The organism is Nonomuraea sp. NPDC005501 (assembly GCF_040605905.1).
Taxonomy (GTDB): Bacteria; Actinomycetota; Actinomycetes; order Streptosporangiales; family Streptosporangiaceae; genus Nonomuraea.
In genome coordinates, this window is sequence record NZ_JBEXDT010000004.1 from 1 (window position 1) to 14,322 (window position 14,322).

Genomic DNA, 14,322 nt, shown 5'->3' on the forward strand with positions numbered 1-14,322 from the left:
CGGCGCGAACAGGGCTCGGGCCAGCGCGTTGCTCGCGACGACGTCCATGCGGCCGTTCTGCACGGAGGCGGAGGACATCGTCATGGAGTCGAGCATGCGCGAACCGGGTGGGCGTGCCGCCGATGCGGACCGCGTCGCCCAGCTCCGGGGCCGAGCCCCAGACGACCGGGCCGATCTCGGGCGACGGCGCCGCGCTGACCACGGCGGCCCCCGCGCCGTCGCCGGTCAGCACGCAGGTGGTCCGGTCGGTCCAGTCGGTGACCGCCGTCATGGTGTCGGCCCCGATGACGAGGGCGTGCCTGGCCGCGCCCGCGCGGATCGTGTGGTCGGCCACGGCCAGCGCGTGCGTGAACCCCGAACACGACACTCCGACGTCCATGACCGCCGCGCCCGGCACGCCGAGCCTGGCCGCGACGATGGCCGCCACGTTCGGCGCCCGGTCGAGCTGCGTACACGTCGCCACCAGCACGAGATCGATGTCGGCGGCGTCCAGGCCGCTGCCGGCCAGCGCCTTGGCCGCCGCGTTCACGGCCAGCTCGGGCACGCCCTCGTCCGGGCCGGCCACGTGGCGGGTGCGGATGCCGACGCGCTTGGTGATCCACTCGTCGCTGGTGTCCACCATGGCGGCGAGATCGTCGTTGGTCAGCACCCGGGTGGGCTGGTAGTGGCCGGTGGCGACGAGGCGTGATCCGTTCATGGGCCGGACTATAGCAACCGAACGTTCGGACGCTAAAGTGTTCCCATGAAGCCGCTCCCGGAGGCAGCATGAGTCCCCGCAGGTCCGTCGCCGACGCGCTCGGCACCCGCTCCGCCATCCTCGACCGCTCCGTGGCCATCGCCTCGGTCGAAGGGCTGGAGGGCCTGACCATCGGCCGGCTCGCCACGGAGCTCGGCATGAGCAAGTCCGGCGTGCTCGGCCACTTCGGCTCCAAGGAGGCGCTCCAGCTCGCGGTGCTGGAGCGGGCGGGGGAGGTGTTCCGCGCCGAGGTGTGGGAGCCCGTCGTGATGGTCACGCCGGGGCTGCCGCGCCTCGTCGCCCTGTGCGAGGCGTGGATCTCGTACCTGGAGCGCGAGGTGTTCCCCGGCGGGTGCTTCTTCGTGGCCGCCGCCCACGAGTTCGACGGGAGGGACGGGGCGGTGCGCGACGCGGTGGAGGCCAGGTTCGACACCTGGACGGCGCGGCTGCGCAAGGAGGCCGGGCGCGCCGTGGACGCCGGGGACCTGCCGGACGACACGGATCCCGAGCAGGTGGCGTTCGAGCTGATGGGCGTGCTCATGGCGCTCAACCACGCCCTCCAGCTGCACCGCGACCCGCGGGCCGCCGACCGGGCCCGCCGCGCGGTGCGGGTCCGCCTGAGCCCGGCCCGTACGGCGGGGGCCCGCGAGTCCCTAGGCTTCGGCCATGTCTGACTTCACGATCTTCCCGGCGACCGCTGCCGACGGGGACGTGGTGGGCGAGATCCACGCCGAGGCCTGGTCCGTGGCGTACCGGCCGTTCTTCGCCCCCGCGTTCTCCGACCAGGCGGTCGCGCACCGGCGCGTCAAGTGGCATGCCGTGCTCGCCGAGACGGCTGACACCGTCCTGCTCGCCGCGCGCCCCGGCGAGCGTCCCCTGGCGTACTCGTACTTCGGCGCCTCGCCGCAGCGGCCGGGCGAGGCGGAGATCTTCGGCTTCTACAACCACCCGGACGGGTGGGGCAGCGGCGTGGCGGGCGCCCTGATGACGGCCACGCTCGACGCCCTGCGGGCACGCGGCCACAGCGGCGCGCACCTGTGGACACTGCGCGACACCGCGCAGTCACGCCGCTTCTACGCCAAGTGCGGCTTCACCGAGTCGGGCGCCACCCGGCTCCACGACTTCGGCGACGGCCACCCGATCGACCAGGTCGAGTACGAGATCGCGCTCTGACCCTCAGGCCCCTCAGGCCCGTCAGCGGTCCTGAGGGGCGGCCCCGGGCCCGGTCAGTGGGCCTGGAGGCGGTCGAAGAGCTGGAGCGCAGCCCGCCGCACGTCGTCGGGCGCCAGCCCGTCCAGCGTCTGCCTGGCGTGGTTCGCGTCGCGCGTCGTGGCCAGCGTGATGGCCACCGACGTCGCGGCGGTACGGTCCAGCGACCCGGCCGGCGCGGCGTCGGCCAGCTCCTGGGCGCTGGCGGCGAGGTCGAGGTTGTCTGTCAACGGGCCTCCTCGGATGCGTACGGCATGGCCCATTGCACCATCTGTAGTCGTGTTCCATCCACCATTTGACGATTCGCCACGACGAGTCGCCCTCCTGACGGGCCTTTCCCGGCCCTTCGGTCAAGCTCCGGTCACGTGGCCCGCAACGGGTCATGGCCCACGGAGAGCTGCAGCCGCCGGGCCTCGTCGTCGGTCCGGTCGTTCAGTGTCTCCACCAGGTCCACGACCTGGCGCATGGTGTCGAGATCGTCCTTGGTCAGGTCGGTCTTCCGCTTGGTCAGCACCTGCAGGACCCCACGCCCCAGCGAGTCGAGGCCCAAATCGGTCTCCGCCGGGAAGGCCTCCTCGCCGGAGGCGTCGGCCAGCAGGTACGCCCGGAGCTCCTCGGAGGTCATGTTGACCACTCCGTGGAACTCCTCCCAGAGCAGGTCGGCGTCGTAGTTCTCGGAGTCAACGCTCATAGACGCCCGCATACCCGCCCGTCCCCGCCTTACGCACCCGGCCCCTGGCACCCGGCCTCACGCACCCGGCACGGCCAGCCCCGCCTCGTACGCGGCGATCACCGCCTGGACCCGGTCGCGCAGGCCGAGCTTGGACAGCACGTTGCTGACGTGCGTCTTCACGGTGTGCTCGCTCACCACCATCTGCTCGGCGATCTCCGCGTTGGACAGCCCGCGGGCGATGAGCTGCAACGTCTCCCGCTCCCGCGCGGTCAGCACCGTCAGCGCCTCCGCGGGCCGCGCGGCGGGCCTGGAGGTGAACGCTGAGATCAGCCTCGTGGTGACCTGGGGCGCCAGCAACGACTCGCCCCCGGCGACCACGCGCACGGCGTTGACCAGGTCGTCGCGGCGCACGTCCTTGAGCAGGAACCCGCTCGCGCCGGCCCGCAGCGCGTCGTAGACGTAGTCGTCGTGGTCGAACGTCGTCAGCATGAGCACCCGGCAGCCGGTCTCCGCGCAGACGATCCGGGCCGCCTCGATGCCGTCCATGCGGGGCATGCGGATGTCGAGCAGGAGCACGTCGGGATCGTGCTCGCGGACCGCCGCGACGGCCGCGACGCCGTCACCGGCCTCGGCCACCACCTCGATGTCCGGCTGGGCGTCGAGGATCATCGCGAACCCGCCCCGGACCAGCTCCTGGTCGTCGGCCACGACGATGCGGACGGGGCCGGTCACGAGGTCACCACCGGAAGACGCACCGACACCCGGTAGCCGGGCCCGTCCTGGCGTGGCCCGGCCGTCGCCACGCCGCCGCACGCCGCGGCGCGCTCGCGCATGCCGATCAGGCCGTTGCCGCCCGAGGGCAACCCGCGGCCCGAGCCCTGGCCGTCGTCGGTGATGTCGATCATGAGGTTGTGGTCCTCCCAGGTGAGCCGGATGTCGGCATGGAGCGCGCCGGCGTGCTTGACGGTGTTGGTCAGGGCCTCCTGCGTGATCCGGTAGGCGGCCACCGCGCAGTCGGGCGTGAGCGGCCGCGGCTCGCCGGTCTCGGAGAACGTCACGTCGAGGCCGGTGCCGGAGACGTGGCCGGCCAGCGCGGGCAGGTCGCCGACGGTCGGCTGCGGCGCCCTGGGCGCCTCGCCCTCCTTGAGCACGCCGAGCATCCGCCTGAGCTGCGCCATCGCGTCGCGCCCGGCCGCGGCGATCGCGTCGAACGCGGCCTCGGCCCGGACGGGGTTCGTCCGCACCACCACGGGGCCCGCCTCCGCCTGCACCACCATGATGCTGACCGCGTGAGCCAGGATGTCGTGCATGTCGCGGGCGATGCGAGCCCGCTCGCGCTCGGCCGCTCGCTCCGCCTCCATCTGGCGCTCCTTCTCCAATTGAGCGGCCCGTTCCTCCAGGGCCGCGGCGTGCGCTCGGGACGTGGCCGCGGTCCTGCCGATGGCGTACGCCGCGACGAACAGGACGATGCCGCGCAGCGCGGTCTCCGTGGACCCGACCACCAGCATGCCGCCGCTGAGCGTCAGGACCAGCATGACGAGCCGCTTCCAGCGGGGCGAGTACGCGGCGACGGTGTAGAACGCGACGGTCGCGCCGTACCAGATGGGCTGCCGGGCGACGTTGTCGGCGAGGTCGTACAGGGCGCCGACGGACAGGCTCGTGATCAGGACGGTCACGGGCGCCCGGCGCCGCCACACCAGGGGGAGCGAGGCGCCGGCCGCGACCGCGTACCCCCACCAGTCCCACGGGCGGCCGTCATGGCTGTCACCGGAGAGCAGCGGCCAGAGCTGGGCCACCAGGATCACCGCGGTGAGGGCCGCGTCGACCAGGAGGGGCGGCAGCTCGCGCAGCCGCCGGCGGGCGGCGTCGACGAGAGGCGGATAGGACGGCAGGGAGGGCACGGCGTCCCATCCTGCCGCATACCGGGCGTGTTCCCTCGCGTGGCCTGCGGTCTCAGGCATGAGCGTGGTCTCAGGCGTGGGCGAGGGCGTGCCGGGGCGCCGCTTCCTCGCGGCGGCGCGCCATCGGCACGAACGAGACGAGCAGCAGGAGGGCGCCGACCGGGATCAGGTCGCGGTCGATGATCGGCAGCGTGAAGTCGAGCAGGACGAGGACGGGCGTCCACGCCCGGACCTGCCGTCGCGCGGCGAGCTGCGTGACCAGCACGAACTGGGCGATGTAGAACAGGAACGGCCCGCCGTCGTAGACGGCCAGGGACACCCCGGGCACGGCCTTGACCTGGTCGAAGAGCGGCCCCATCGCCGCGTGGTCGGCGGCCGAGAACCCGACGACCAGGTCGATGGCGAACTGCGCGAACGCGCAGGCGATGCCGACGAAGCCCGCCGCCACGGCGGTGGTGGCCAGGGCGTTCCGCTCCAACCTCCGCCTCATTTCCCAAAATATCGGCACAAAGAGGACGAGGGCCGCCATGAAGGCCAGGTGCCCGGTGGTCCAGGCCAGACCGGGCCCCTTCTCTCCGTCGAACCCGTCGACGATGCGGATCGCGCCGTACGCGAAGATCAGCAGGGGGGCGGCGACGAAGGCGCTGCGGACGTTCATGATGTTCTCCAGGGCGTTTCGGGGATAGGTCAATCCTCCGATTTCCCTGGTCAGAAGGGATCGCCGTGACGGGCGATCCTTCGTCTCACTCCTGAGAGCGAGCCCCCTCACCCGTAAGGCCCGGTACGTCTGTCGGGCTCGCCCCACGCCCTCACGCGCCGCCGTGCGGGGTGAGGGCCGGTGGGCGGGAACGGCCTGGCCGTCAGGCCGGAGGCGCCGGCGGGACGGGCGGGGTGGCGGGGATGCGTTCGAGCAGGCTCTGCATGTCGTCGGCGTGCTCCTCCTCCTTGGCGAGCAGCTCCTCGAACACCCGCCGCGTGGTGATGTCGCGGTCGCCCAGCCACTGGATGATCTCCGTGTAGGTGGCCACGGCGACCCGCTCGGCGACGAGATCTTCCTTGATCATCGCGATCAGCCCGCTGCTGGCGTCGTACTGGGAGTGGGAGCGCTTCGTCAGCGTGTCGGGATTGAAGTCCGGCTCGCCGCCGAGCTGGACGATCCGGGCCGCGAGCTTGTCCGCGTGCTCCTGCTCCTCGCCCGCGTGCTCCAGGAACTCCTGGGCGACGGCCTCCGACTGGATCCCGGTGGCGGTGTAGTAGTGGCGCTTGTACCGCAGGACGCACACCAGCTCGGTGGCCAGGGCCTCGTTGCAGATTTGGATCACCCGGTCCAGGTCTGCGCCGTACGCGTCGGTGATGGGGCCCTTCTCGATCTCGGCGCGGGCCCTCTCTCGGATGGTGGTGATGTCGGTCAGGAACTCAGCCATGGGCTCCCTATGCCCACTCGACAGGCGAAGACTCGCCCGGCCGGGCCTCACCGGCGTGGGGACGGCAGGCCGGGGAACGCGTGCGGTGGGCTGGGCGAAGAACGCGGCGAGGACGGGCGCCAGAGCGTCGGCCTTGACGAGGTGGGTCTGCCCCTCCAAGGTGCGGCGGCGGGCGGCGGGCGGCGGGCGGCGTCCCGGCCACGGCGCGCACGCCGTCGCGCATCCACGCGGGGCTCTTGCCGCCGTCGATCACCAGGGTCGGGACGGTGACGCCCGCCCAGGTGCCCGCCGGGATCGGCTCGCCCCGCTGGTACCTCGCCGCCAGCGCCAGGTCGTACGGCAGCGTGTGGGCCACGGCCTTCAGCCCCGACCAGGCCGGCATGAGCCGCATCATCGCCACCATCACGGCGGGCAGCCCGACGCCGGCGCGCATGAAGGAGCGGACCGCGTCGCTGCGGCGGCCCGTGGCCACGAGCTCCCGCATCCGCTCCTCGAAGTCGGCCGGGACGGGCGGCCGCGAGCCGTCCACGACGAACGTTTGTCAAGGCTGGGCCGCAAGGGGGCGAGGTGAGCTCTCGGAGGTGGCGTCCGGTCCGTTCGGCGACGCTTCTCGCGCGGTTTGTCCGGCTGTTCAGGGGCTGTGTCCCGGGTGCCATGTCGGGCCGTTCCCGGATGGCGCCCGGGTCGCGCCACCCGGACCCATGGCCGAAGGGCCGCGTATAACGAACACCACCGGTATGTAAAGACATTCTTCAACGCCCGCCTAATCACCACTCCGGCTCACCTTGGAGGAGACGGAACCCCAGGTCAGGGCGGGGAAGGCGAGTAAACCGTCGACGAAGTATCGAGTGGCGTCCCGATCTTTGCTGACGATTTACCGGACTCAGGCAACCGTTGCTTTTCGTGGGCGTCCCGGTCAAATCTGATTTGCTCGCCCGGATTAGTGGTGATTTATCGGCTTATGGGTGGTACGGTCCGGTTTGGAAGTGAAAGTCCGATCTCGGGGGAGGGGACTATGTCCGTTACAAACGGATTCCGTCAGGGCTGGGGACCGTGCTGGAGGCGTCGTCGCTGTGGCGGCGGCTGCGGTTGGCGCCGCCGTTGGGGCGGCTGCGGCGGCGGCGGCTGCGGTTGGGGCGGCGGCGGCTGGGGCGGCGGCTGGGGCGGCGGGTGGTGGTAAAACCACCCAAGAGCCGGCGGGTCACCCGCCGGCTCTCCCTTTCGCCCCAGGCCCGCGCCCACCGCCCGGCGATCGCGCCGGCGGTGTCCATCCGCCGGACTTTCCGGGAGTTCTGGCCTGGCACGCGAGGACTGCGCCGGCTCTTCGTGGCCGGCACGGTGCTCGCCATCCTCGCGGCGGCCTGTGAGGTCGCCGCGATCGCCCTGTTCGGCCACATCACCGACAAGGTGCTGACGACCCGCGTCCTGTCCGCGTTCTGGGCCCCCGCCCTGGCCTGGCTGGGCCTCGCGATCGTGGCCGGCGTCATGTCGTTCGGCGGCGCGTACGTCACCGCGCTCGGCGCCGAACGCTTCCTGCTCGGCCTGCGCGACCGGGTCTTCGCACACGTGCAGACCCTGTCACCGGACTTCTTCGAGAACCGGCGGCTCGGCGACCTCATGGCCAGGCTCACCGACGACATCGAGGCCATCGAGCAGCTCGTGGGCTCCGGCCTGGTCAAGGTGCTGACCACGGTCGTCAGCGTCGTCTTCTTCGCCGGCGCGGCGTTCTTCATCAGGTGGGACCTCGCGCTGATCACCATGGCGCTGGTCCCCGCGTTCCTGGTGGTGTCCAAGGTGTTCGCCGCCCGGTTCCGGGTCGCCGCCGCCAACGAGCGGCTCAGCAACGGCGCCATGAACAGCGTCATCGAGGAGAGCCTGGCCAACCAGTCGCTCGTCCAGGCGTACAACCGGCAGACCACCGAGTCGCGGCGGCTGCACCATGAGGGCCGCGGCTGGCTGCGCGCCAACATGTGGCAGGCGCGGCTGTCCGGGATGTACGGCCCGATGGTGCAGGTCATCCAGACCGTGTGCATGGTCGTCATCCTCGGCGTCGGCGCCTGGGAGATCGCCGAGGGTCGCCTGACGCTCGGCGGGCTGCTCGCCTTCGCCGCGTACCTGGGCCTGCTCTACCCCGCCGTGCAGGGGCTCGGAGAGATCGCGCTGAGCGTGTCCGAGGCCGCCGCCGGCTCCGACCGCGTCATGGAGATCCTCGGCACCCGGCCGTCGGTGAACGACCGCGGCACCGCCCTGACACTGGTGTCACGCAGCCACGGGCGGATCGAGTTCGACGACGTCGGCTTCACCTACCCGGGCCGTCACCGGCCGACGCTTCGGCACCTGTCGTTCACGGCCGAGCCGGGCGAGCTGATCGTCTGCACCGGCCCCAGCGGGGCGGGCAAGTCCACGCTGGCCAAGCTGCTGCTGCGGTTCTACGACCCCGAGCAGGGACGCATCCTGCTCGACGGCGTCGACCTCCGCGACCTGACCCGGTCCTCGCTGCGCGAGGCCGTCACGATCCTGCACCAGGAGAGCATGCTGTTCTCCGGCACCGTGCGGGAGAACATCGCCTACGGCCGTCCCGGAGCCACGTTCGAGGAGGTGGTCAGGGCCGCGGTGCTCGCCGGGGCGCACGAGTTCATCACCGCACTGCCGCGCGGCTACGAGGCTCCCGTCGGCCAGCGGGGCCGGCTCCTGTCCGGCGGCCAGCGGCAGCGCATCGCGATCGCCCGCGCCCTCGTGCGCGACGCGCCCGTGCTCGTGCTCGACGAGCCGATGACCGGCCTCGACGAGGTCACGGCCGCCCGCATCATGGAGCCGCTGCGCCGGCTCATGGCCGGCCGGACCACGATCCTCATCACGCACGACCTGCGCCACGTCCCCGCGGGGGCCCGCACGATCGCGCTCGAACCGCTCCGCACCAGGGCCCGCATCCGGCTCAAACGCCTCGGCACCCGGCTCGCGGCCGGCGTCTGACCGGCCCCGCCATGGATTTGATCACGGGCTGCCCCGCTGTGCGCATCGGCAGGCGTACGGCGGGGCAGGGGTGACCCATGGCGAAGGCCGGCGGGAAGCTGCGGCGCAAGCCGTACGAGAAGGAGCTCTTCCGGTTGCAGGGAGAGCTCGTCAAGCTGCAGGAATGGGTGCGGGCCGAGGGCCGGCGGGTCGTCGTGGTGTTCGAGGGGCGCGACGCCGCCGGCAAGGGCAGCACCATCAAGCGCGTCGCGGAGTACCTCAACCCCCGCATGACTCGCATCGTCGCCCTGCCCGCCCCCACCGAGCGGGAGCGGACGCAGTGGTACTTCCAGCGCTATGTCGAGCATCTGCCCGCCGCCGGGCAGATCGTGCTGTTCGACCGGAGCTGGTACAACCGGGCCGGCGTCGAGCGCGTCATGGGCTTCTGCACGCAGGAGGAGTACACCCGCTTCCTGCACCAGTGCCCCATCTTCGAGCGGCTGCTGGTGGAGGACGGGATCCTGCTGCGCAAGTACTGGTTCTCCGTGAGCGACGCCGAGCAGGAACGGCGCTTCCGCGACCGGCTGGACGACCCGATGCGGCGCTGGAAGCTGTCGGAGATGGACCTTCAGTCGATCATCAGGTGGGAGGAGTACTCGCGGGCCAAGGACGAGATGCTCGTCCACACCCACATCCCCGAAGCGCCCTGGCACGACGTGGAGAGCGAGGACAAGCGGCGGGCCCGGATCAACATGATCTCCCATCTGCTGTCCTCGATCCCGTACCGGGAGGTGGCCAGGCCACGGCTGCGCATCCCGCCCCGGCCACCGGGGACGGGGTACCGCCGCATGGCCCGCATGGACATCGCCGTACCCGACGCGGCTGCCGGGCTGCCCGTGAAAGGCGCTTCCCGTTGACGGAAGCGCTGCGGATCCCCGCCGACGGCGTCACCCTGGACGCCGACCTCACCGCGCCCACCGCTCCGGAACGGCCCGGAGGGCTGGTGCTGTTCGCGCACGGCAGCGGCAGCAGCCGCCACAGCCCGCGCAACCGTCACGTCGCCGAGCGGCTCCAGGCGGCCGGCCTGGCCACCCTGCTCGCCGACCTGCTCACCCCCGAGGAGGAGCGGCTGGACACGGTGACGCGGGAGCTGCGGTTCGACATCGGCCTGCTGGCCCGCCGGCTGGAGGCGCTGGTCGCCTGGGCGCGGACGGACGCCCGTACCGAGGGGCTGCCCATCGGCCTCTTCGGCGCCAGCACGGGCGCGGCGGCGGCCCTCATGACCGCCGCGGCGCTGCCGGACGGCGTGCGCGTGGTGGTCTCGCGCGGCGGCCGCCCGGACCTCGCCGGCGACTTCCTCTGGAACGTCGAGCAGCCCACCCTCCTGATCGTCGGCGGCGCCGACCCGGCCGTCCTCGACCTCAACCGCCGGGCCCTGGCCCGGCTGGCGGGCGAGGCCCGGCTGGAGGTCGTACCCGGGGCGACGCACCTGTTCGAGGAGCCGGGAACCCTGGACGCGGTCGCCCGCCTGGCCGCGACCTGGTTCACCACCCACCTCGAACCTCACGTGTAGGGCAGAGCGGTGGCGAAGAGGACCACCACGACCGACCCGACCAGCGCCCCCAGAGCCATCACCCGGGCGAACACCGCCCGCCCCGCCCCCGTCGCCCACCCGTGCAACCCCGCCGCCACCATGACCAGGCAGAACACCAGCAGCTTCGCCGCGAGAACCCGCCCGTACCCCGGCTCGGCCAGCGACGCCCACGTGACGCCCTTGTGCATGGCGATGGCCACCCCCGTGGCGACCTGCACCGGCAGGAACACCGCCACCGTGAACACCCCGAACCGCTGCCCCACGGCCTTCAGCAGCCCGCCACGCCGTTCCTCGTCCAGCAGCCGCCGCGCCAGCGGCAACACCACCAGCGACACGGTCAGCTGACCGCCCACCCACAGCGCCGCCGACAGCACATGCAGGAACCGGACCACCGCCCACCAGGTCACCCGGCACCTCCACCCTCAGCCATGATCACCTCCACCGCCCGCCGGGCGTCCGTGACCACATGGTCGGGCGCGGCCAGCCGAGCCGGCCACGAGCCGGCTCCCCGATCGATCCACACGGTCCGCAGCCCCGCGTCCCGCCCACCTTCGACGTCCTTCACCGGATCGTCCCCCACGATCCAGCCTCCACCATCCGCGAGCGTCGTCCCACACCGCTCAGCCGCGATCTCGAACAACCGCGCGTCCGGCTTCCGAACCCCCTCAGCCCCCGAGATCGCCCACCCGTCGACCCGCTCACCCAGCCCTGACCGCCGGATCTTCCCGAGCTGGTTGTCCTCCATCCCGTTCGTCACGATCCCCACCCGCCATCCGGCGTCCCGCAGCCCCTCCAACGCCCGCAACACCGGCTCCGGACACTCCACCATCCGCGGCATACCGGCCCGATACCCGCCCCACAACTCCTCGACGGACTCCCGCAACGACAACCGCTCCCGCACCCGCCGGAAGAAGACCTCCCTCGGCACCGCCCCGTCCTCGTCCAGCCGCACCATCCACTCGAACGCCCCCTCACCCAGGTCCCGCTCGGCCACGAACTCCCGCGCCCACCTCCGGAAGGCGTCCAGCCGATCGACCAGGGTGTTGTCGAGGTCGAAAAGCACCAGTCTCCGCACGATCATCAACCTACGCGTACGGGCCCATGGTGGAACGGACACGAGCGATCGCGACGCCCATGCCGACAAGGCCGGGATGCCTGTGGGGATACTCGATCCGGTGCATGCCCGAAGCAGCGATGGCCGTCACCTCGCGCGGCCGCTGCATCTGGCGACCATCGTTGGTGAGGATCACATCGAACCCCTTGGCCGCCGCTCGGGGGTAGAGGCTCTCATCCCGAGTTCCGGACCAGCCGGCGAGCTCGAGCAGATGCACGATCTCGTGATTCACGATGAAGGCGGTCAACACCTGCTGGAGGGGTTTGGGGACATTCTCATCCAGCAGCAGCCTCACGCCGCTCCCCAGAGGATTCATAGCTGTCGACATAATCCGCGAAGTCGCCTGCGTCCAGCGCCGCCGCGGCTGTCACGTTGGGGTAGTACTCGGAAATGCGCTCCGCCGGAATCCCGTCCCGCAACAGCGCCGCGACCTCGTCGTACGGCACTCTTGTGCCTTCGATCACCGGCATCCCGCCCCTGACGGCCGGATCAACAGTGACATGCTCCCGGGGTCGCAAGAGGTCCGGAATGTGCCGGCCATCACGGTAGAAGGGCTGCAGCACGTTCACCAACTCGTGGATCACCACATTCGCCTTACGGCGCACCAGGTCCGTGGCTTGGCCGTACTCGACCAGATACATCGTCGAGTCGTCGGCGACCAGCCGATAGGCCGACAGATGGGCGCGTTGACCCAGGTCGGCGCGCAAGGTGTCCAAGGCCCGGCGTATTTTCTGCAGCGAAGCGTCGTTGCGAAGTTTCACGCAGGTACGCAATGCCACCACATCGCGAAACGAGTAGAGGATCGGCCGGACCTCGGAAATCTCGGGAATGAGGACGGCTCCCAGGCTTGAGCTGGGTTTAACCGCGTGATCCTCTGCGGTATCCGGCAAGTCGCATTCCGTATTGCTCCATCGTGTCCAGGATTTGAATGCCGTTGTTGGGAAACATCTATCGGCTTTGCCCTGTAAGCCAAATACGCCGACAAAGCGGACAGGCTAGAAATCCGTACTCTTCGCTTCGGCGAGCGCGCCGAACTCCGGGTCGAAGGGGGTGACGAGCGGGCCCCGCCGTCGCGGGGGAGCCCGACGTCGCGCCTCTGCGTCAGTTGCCGCCTGTCCTGTTCGGAGTGACGTTGATCTGGCCGCTGTCGGAGACGATGATCTGGATGCGTCCGTCCTTGACGGCCTGCCACATGACCGCGCCCTGCGCGCCGAGCACGTCCTTGAGCGCCTTGATGGCCTCCAGCTCCGTGCGCGCCTTCTCGTTCTTCGCCTTCTGCGCGGTGTTCTCCTCCTTCGCCTGCTGCACGGCCGCCATCGCCTCGCGGACCTTCAGCGGCGGCTGCGGCTGCTGAAGCGTGACCGAGAACTTGTCGAAGAAAGCCGTGCCGCCCTGCTCGCGCAGGAACTGCGCCATGTACTCGGCGACCTTCGCCTCCCACTGCTGCTTGGCCTGAGGGTCGAGATAGGTGAGGTCACGCCAGGCGAACTCCTTGCTGGCGGCGTCCAGCGCCCGGTCGAGCGGCTGGCCGATGTAGACGCTGAGCAGCTTCTTCCAGCCGGCGTCGGTGTCGGCCTCGTACTTCAGCCCGATCTGCTCGTGGAACTGCCGCAGGGTCTTGCAGTCGCTGGTGAGCGAGAACGTCACCACGCCGGACACCCGCATCTCCAGCGGGTCCTTGGTCCACATCGTGAGCGGACCCGCCTCGGCCGCCGGTTTGGTCCTGACCCCTGAGGGATCGTTCGGGTCGGCGGCGAACTCGAAGGTGCGCTGGCCGGCCGGGTAGACATAGCCCTTGTCCCCCCAGCCGGACACGTCGCGCACTCCGGGCTCGACGCAGTTCTGGAACGTGGTGTCGGAGAACATGCCGGCGTCGTAGACGATGCCCTTCTGGTCGGGCTCCGGGATGGTCACCGAGCAGCCGGCCACCAGCATGGCGGCGGCTAACGAAGCGACAGCGGTCTTGCGGTTCATGAACCCTCCTTGCTTGCCCGGCGATCACGCTAGTCCTCGGCGCATCCTCGGGCGCGTCGGCGGCCTTCCCCGGGGCCGGGCTAGCCTGGCAAGGTGAGCATCGCCGCTGGTAGCTACACGTTGGGGCCCGAATCCGGCCGGCTCCTGGTCCATACGACGCGTACGGGGATCGGCGCGAAGGCCGGCCATGATCTCACCATCGAAGTCACCCGCTGGCGGGGCGAAGCCACCGTCGCTCCCTCCCGTTCCTCGGTCACGGTCGAGATCGACGCCGAGTCGTTGGAGGTCCGGAAGGGAACCGGCGGCGTCAAGCCGCTGACGAGTTCCGATCGCCAGGAGATCGAGAAGATCGTTCGGGAGAAGATCCTGCACACCGCCCGGCACCCGACGATCACGTTCCGGTCGACACGGGTCGACGGGACTGCGGAGTCGTTCCGCGTCGAGGGTGAGCTCTCCATCGTCGGTGTCACCCGGCCCGTCGCGGTGCGGGGCTCGGTGACCGAGGGACGCGCGCACGGCTCGGCGGTCATCGCGCAGTCCCGGTGGGGGATCCGGCCCTACTCGGCGCTCTTCGGCACGCTCAAGCTCAGCGACGAGGTCGAGGTGCGGTTCGACGTCAGCCTCGGGGCGAACCAGTAGCCTCCGGCGAGTTCGCCCTGCTCAAGGACTTCCGTAAAGGATCTGGCGGATTTCTCGATTGTTTCTGCCGGAAGGTTGACGTAAAAAAGGGACGAAGCTTACGTTT

18 protein-coding genes and 2 pseudogenes are annotated in these 14,322 nt (G+C 70.8%); 6 read left to right on the forward strand and 14 right to left on the reverse strand.

What is annotated here, in order from left to right; translation table 11 throughout:
- Together ABZS51_RS03890 and ABZS51_RS03895 are read right to left on the reverse strand one after the other, a co-directional pair.
- A pseudogene (locus ABZS51_RS03890) lies at positions 1-96 on the reverse strand (transcriptional regulator); the annotation flags it as partial.
- A 115-nt stretch (positions 97-211) separates the two neighbouring features.
- Positions 212-697 (reverse strand): annotated as a pseudogene (locus ABZS51_RS03895) (3-oxoacyl-ACP synthase); the annotation flags it as partial.
- Between the two features lie 68 nt (positions 698-765).
- Here ABZS51_RS03895 and ABZS51_RS03900 point away from each other — a divergent pair.
- Together ABZS51_RS03900 and ABZS51_RS03905 are read left to right on the forward strand one after the other, a co-directional pair.
- Positions 766-1,410, forward strand: coding sequence for a TetR/AcrR family transcriptional regulator (locus ABZS51_RS03900; RefSeq protein ID WP_355435871.1), 645 nt, complete (start codon positions 766-768; stop codon positions 1,408-1,410).
- Positions 1,403-1,909 carry a GNAT family N-acetyltransferase gene (locus ABZS51_RS03905; protein ID WP_310715561.1) on the forward strand — a complete coding sequence of 169 codons (507 nt, stop codon included), beginning with the start codon at positions 1,403-1,405 and terminating at the stop codon, positions 1,907-1,909. Before ABZS51_RS03900 ends, ABZS51_RS03905 begins: the two co-directional genes overlap by 8 nt.
- A gap of 53 nt (positions 1,910-1,962) precedes the next feature.
- On the opposite strand, the gene ABZS51_RS03910 is transcribed toward ABZS51_RS03905, so the two are convergent.
- The 7 genes from ABZS51_RS03910 to ABZS51_RS03940 form a co-directional block, all read right to left on the reverse strand.
- Positions 1,963-2,175: a hypothetical protein gene (locus tag ABZS51_RS03910; protein ID WP_355435875.1), complete on the reverse strand. Its 213-nt coding sequence runs from the start codon at positions 2,173-2,175 to the stop codon at positions 1,963-1,965.
- A gap of 131 nt (positions 2,176-2,306) precedes the next feature.
- Positions 2,307-2,636, reverse strand: a complete 330-nt coding sequence (locus ABZS51_RS03915; RefSeq protein WP_355435878.1) for a DUF3140 domain-containing protein — start codon at positions 2,634-2,636, stop codon at positions 2,307-2,309.
- A gap of 57 nt (positions 2,637-2,693) precedes the next feature.
- A complete protein-coding gene (locus ABZS51_RS03920; protein WP_310715558.1) occupies positions 2,694-3,350 on the reverse strand; it encodes a response regulator transcription factor in 657 nt (218 codons plus the stop codon).
- Positions 3,347-4,519, reverse strand: a complete 1,173-nt coding sequence (locus ABZS51_RS03925; protein ID WP_355435881.1) for a histidine kinase — start codon at positions 4,517-4,519, stop codon at positions 3,347-3,349. The genes ABZS51_RS03920 and ABZS51_RS03925 overlap by 4 nt, the downstream gene beginning before the upstream one ends.
- Positions 4,520-4,589: 70 nt before the next feature.
- Entirely contained in the window at positions 4,590-5,210 is a 621-nt protein-coding gene (locus tag ABZS51_RS03930) for a hypothetical protein (RefSeq protein WP_355435884.1), read from the reverse strand.
- Positions 5,211-5,379: 169 nt separating this feature from the next.
- Complete coding sequence (locus ABZS51_RS03935; RefSeq protein WP_355435887.1) at positions 5,380-5,943, reverse strand: ferritin-like domain-containing protein; 564 nt, start codon at positions 5,941-5,943, stop codon at positions 5,380-5,382.
- A 7-nt stretch (positions 5,944-5,950) separates the two neighbouring features.
- On the reverse strand, positions 5,951-6,472 hold the full coding sequence (locus ABZS51_RS03940) for a hypothetical protein (protein ID WP_355435890.1): 522 nt from the start codon (positions 6,470-6,472) through the stop codon (positions 5,951-5,953).
- A gap of 524 nt (positions 6,473-6,996) precedes the next feature.
- On the opposite strand from ABZS51_RS03940, the gene ABZS51_RS03945 reads away from it, so the two are divergent.
- The 3 genes from ABZS51_RS03945 (at position 6,997) to ABZS51_RS03955 (ending at position 10,468) form a co-directional block, all read left to right on the forward strand.
- Entirely contained in the window at positions 6,997-8,916 is a 1,920-nt protein-coding gene (locus ABZS51_RS03945) for an ABC transporter ATP-binding protein (RefSeq protein WP_355435894.1), read from the forward strand.
- A 77-nt stretch (positions 8,917-8,993) separates the two neighbouring features.
- Positions 8,994-9,812, forward strand: coding sequence for a polyphosphate kinase 2 (gene ppk2, locus ABZS51_RS03950; protein WP_355435897.1), 819 nt, complete (start codon positions 8,994-8,996; stop codon positions 9,810-9,812).
- On the forward strand, positions 9,809-10,468 hold the full coding sequence (locus ABZS51_RS03955) for a dienelactone hydrolase family protein (RefSeq protein WP_355435899.1): 660 nt from the start codon (positions 9,809-9,811) through the stop codon (positions 10,466-10,468). Before ppk2 ends, ABZS51_RS03955 begins: the two co-directional genes overlap by 4 nt.
- On the opposite strand, the gene ABZS51_RS03960 is transcribed toward ABZS51_RS03955, so the two are convergent.
- The 5 genes from ABZS51_RS03960 to ABZS51_RS03980 all read right to left on the reverse strand — a co-directional run bounded on the left by ABZS51_RS03960 (position 10,459) and on the right by ABZS51_RS03980 (position 13,577).
- Positions 10,459-10,896 (reverse strand): hypothetical protein, encoded by a 438-nt coding sequence (locus tag ABZS51_RS03960; protein ID WP_355435902.1) that lies wholly within the window; start codon positions 10,894-10,896, stop codon positions 10,459-10,461. The two genes, ABZS51_RS03955 and ABZS51_RS03960, sit on opposite strands and share 10 nt — an antisense overlap.
- A complete protein-coding gene (locus tag ABZS51_RS03965; RefSeq protein WP_355435906.1) occupies positions 10,893-11,564 on the reverse strand; it encodes an HAD family hydrolase in 672 nt (223 codons plus the stop codon). Before ABZS51_RS03965 ends, ABZS51_RS03960 begins: the two co-directional genes overlap by 4 nt.
- A 10-nt stretch (positions 11,565-11,574) precedes the next feature.
- On the reverse strand, positions 11,575-11,898 hold the full coding sequence (locus tag ABZS51_RS03970) for a hypothetical protein (protein ID WP_355435909.1): 324 nt from the start codon (positions 11,896-11,898) through the stop codon (positions 11,575-11,577).
- Positions 11,879-12,493: a DUF433 domain-containing protein gene (locus ABZS51_RS03975; protein WP_355435913.1), complete on the reverse strand. Its 615-nt coding sequence runs from the start codon at positions 12,491-12,493 to the stop codon at positions 11,879-11,881. Before ABZS51_RS03975 ends, ABZS51_RS03970 begins: the two co-directional genes overlap by 20 nt.
- Before the next feature lie 211 nt (positions 12,494-12,704).
- Entirely contained in the window at positions 12,705-13,577 is an 873-nt protein-coding gene (locus ABZS51_RS03980; RefSeq protein ID WP_355435915.1) for an SPFH domain-containing protein, read from the reverse strand.
- Between the two features lie 93 nt (positions 13,578-13,670).
- Here ABZS51_RS03980 and ABZS51_RS03985 point away from each other — a divergent pair, with 93 nt between their 5' ends.
- A complete protein-coding gene (locus ABZS51_RS03985) occupies positions 13,671-14,216 on the forward strand; it encodes a YceI family protein (RefSeq protein ID WP_355435918.1) in 546 nt (181 codons plus the stop codon).
- Positions 14,217-14,322 lie beyond the last annotated feature (106 nt).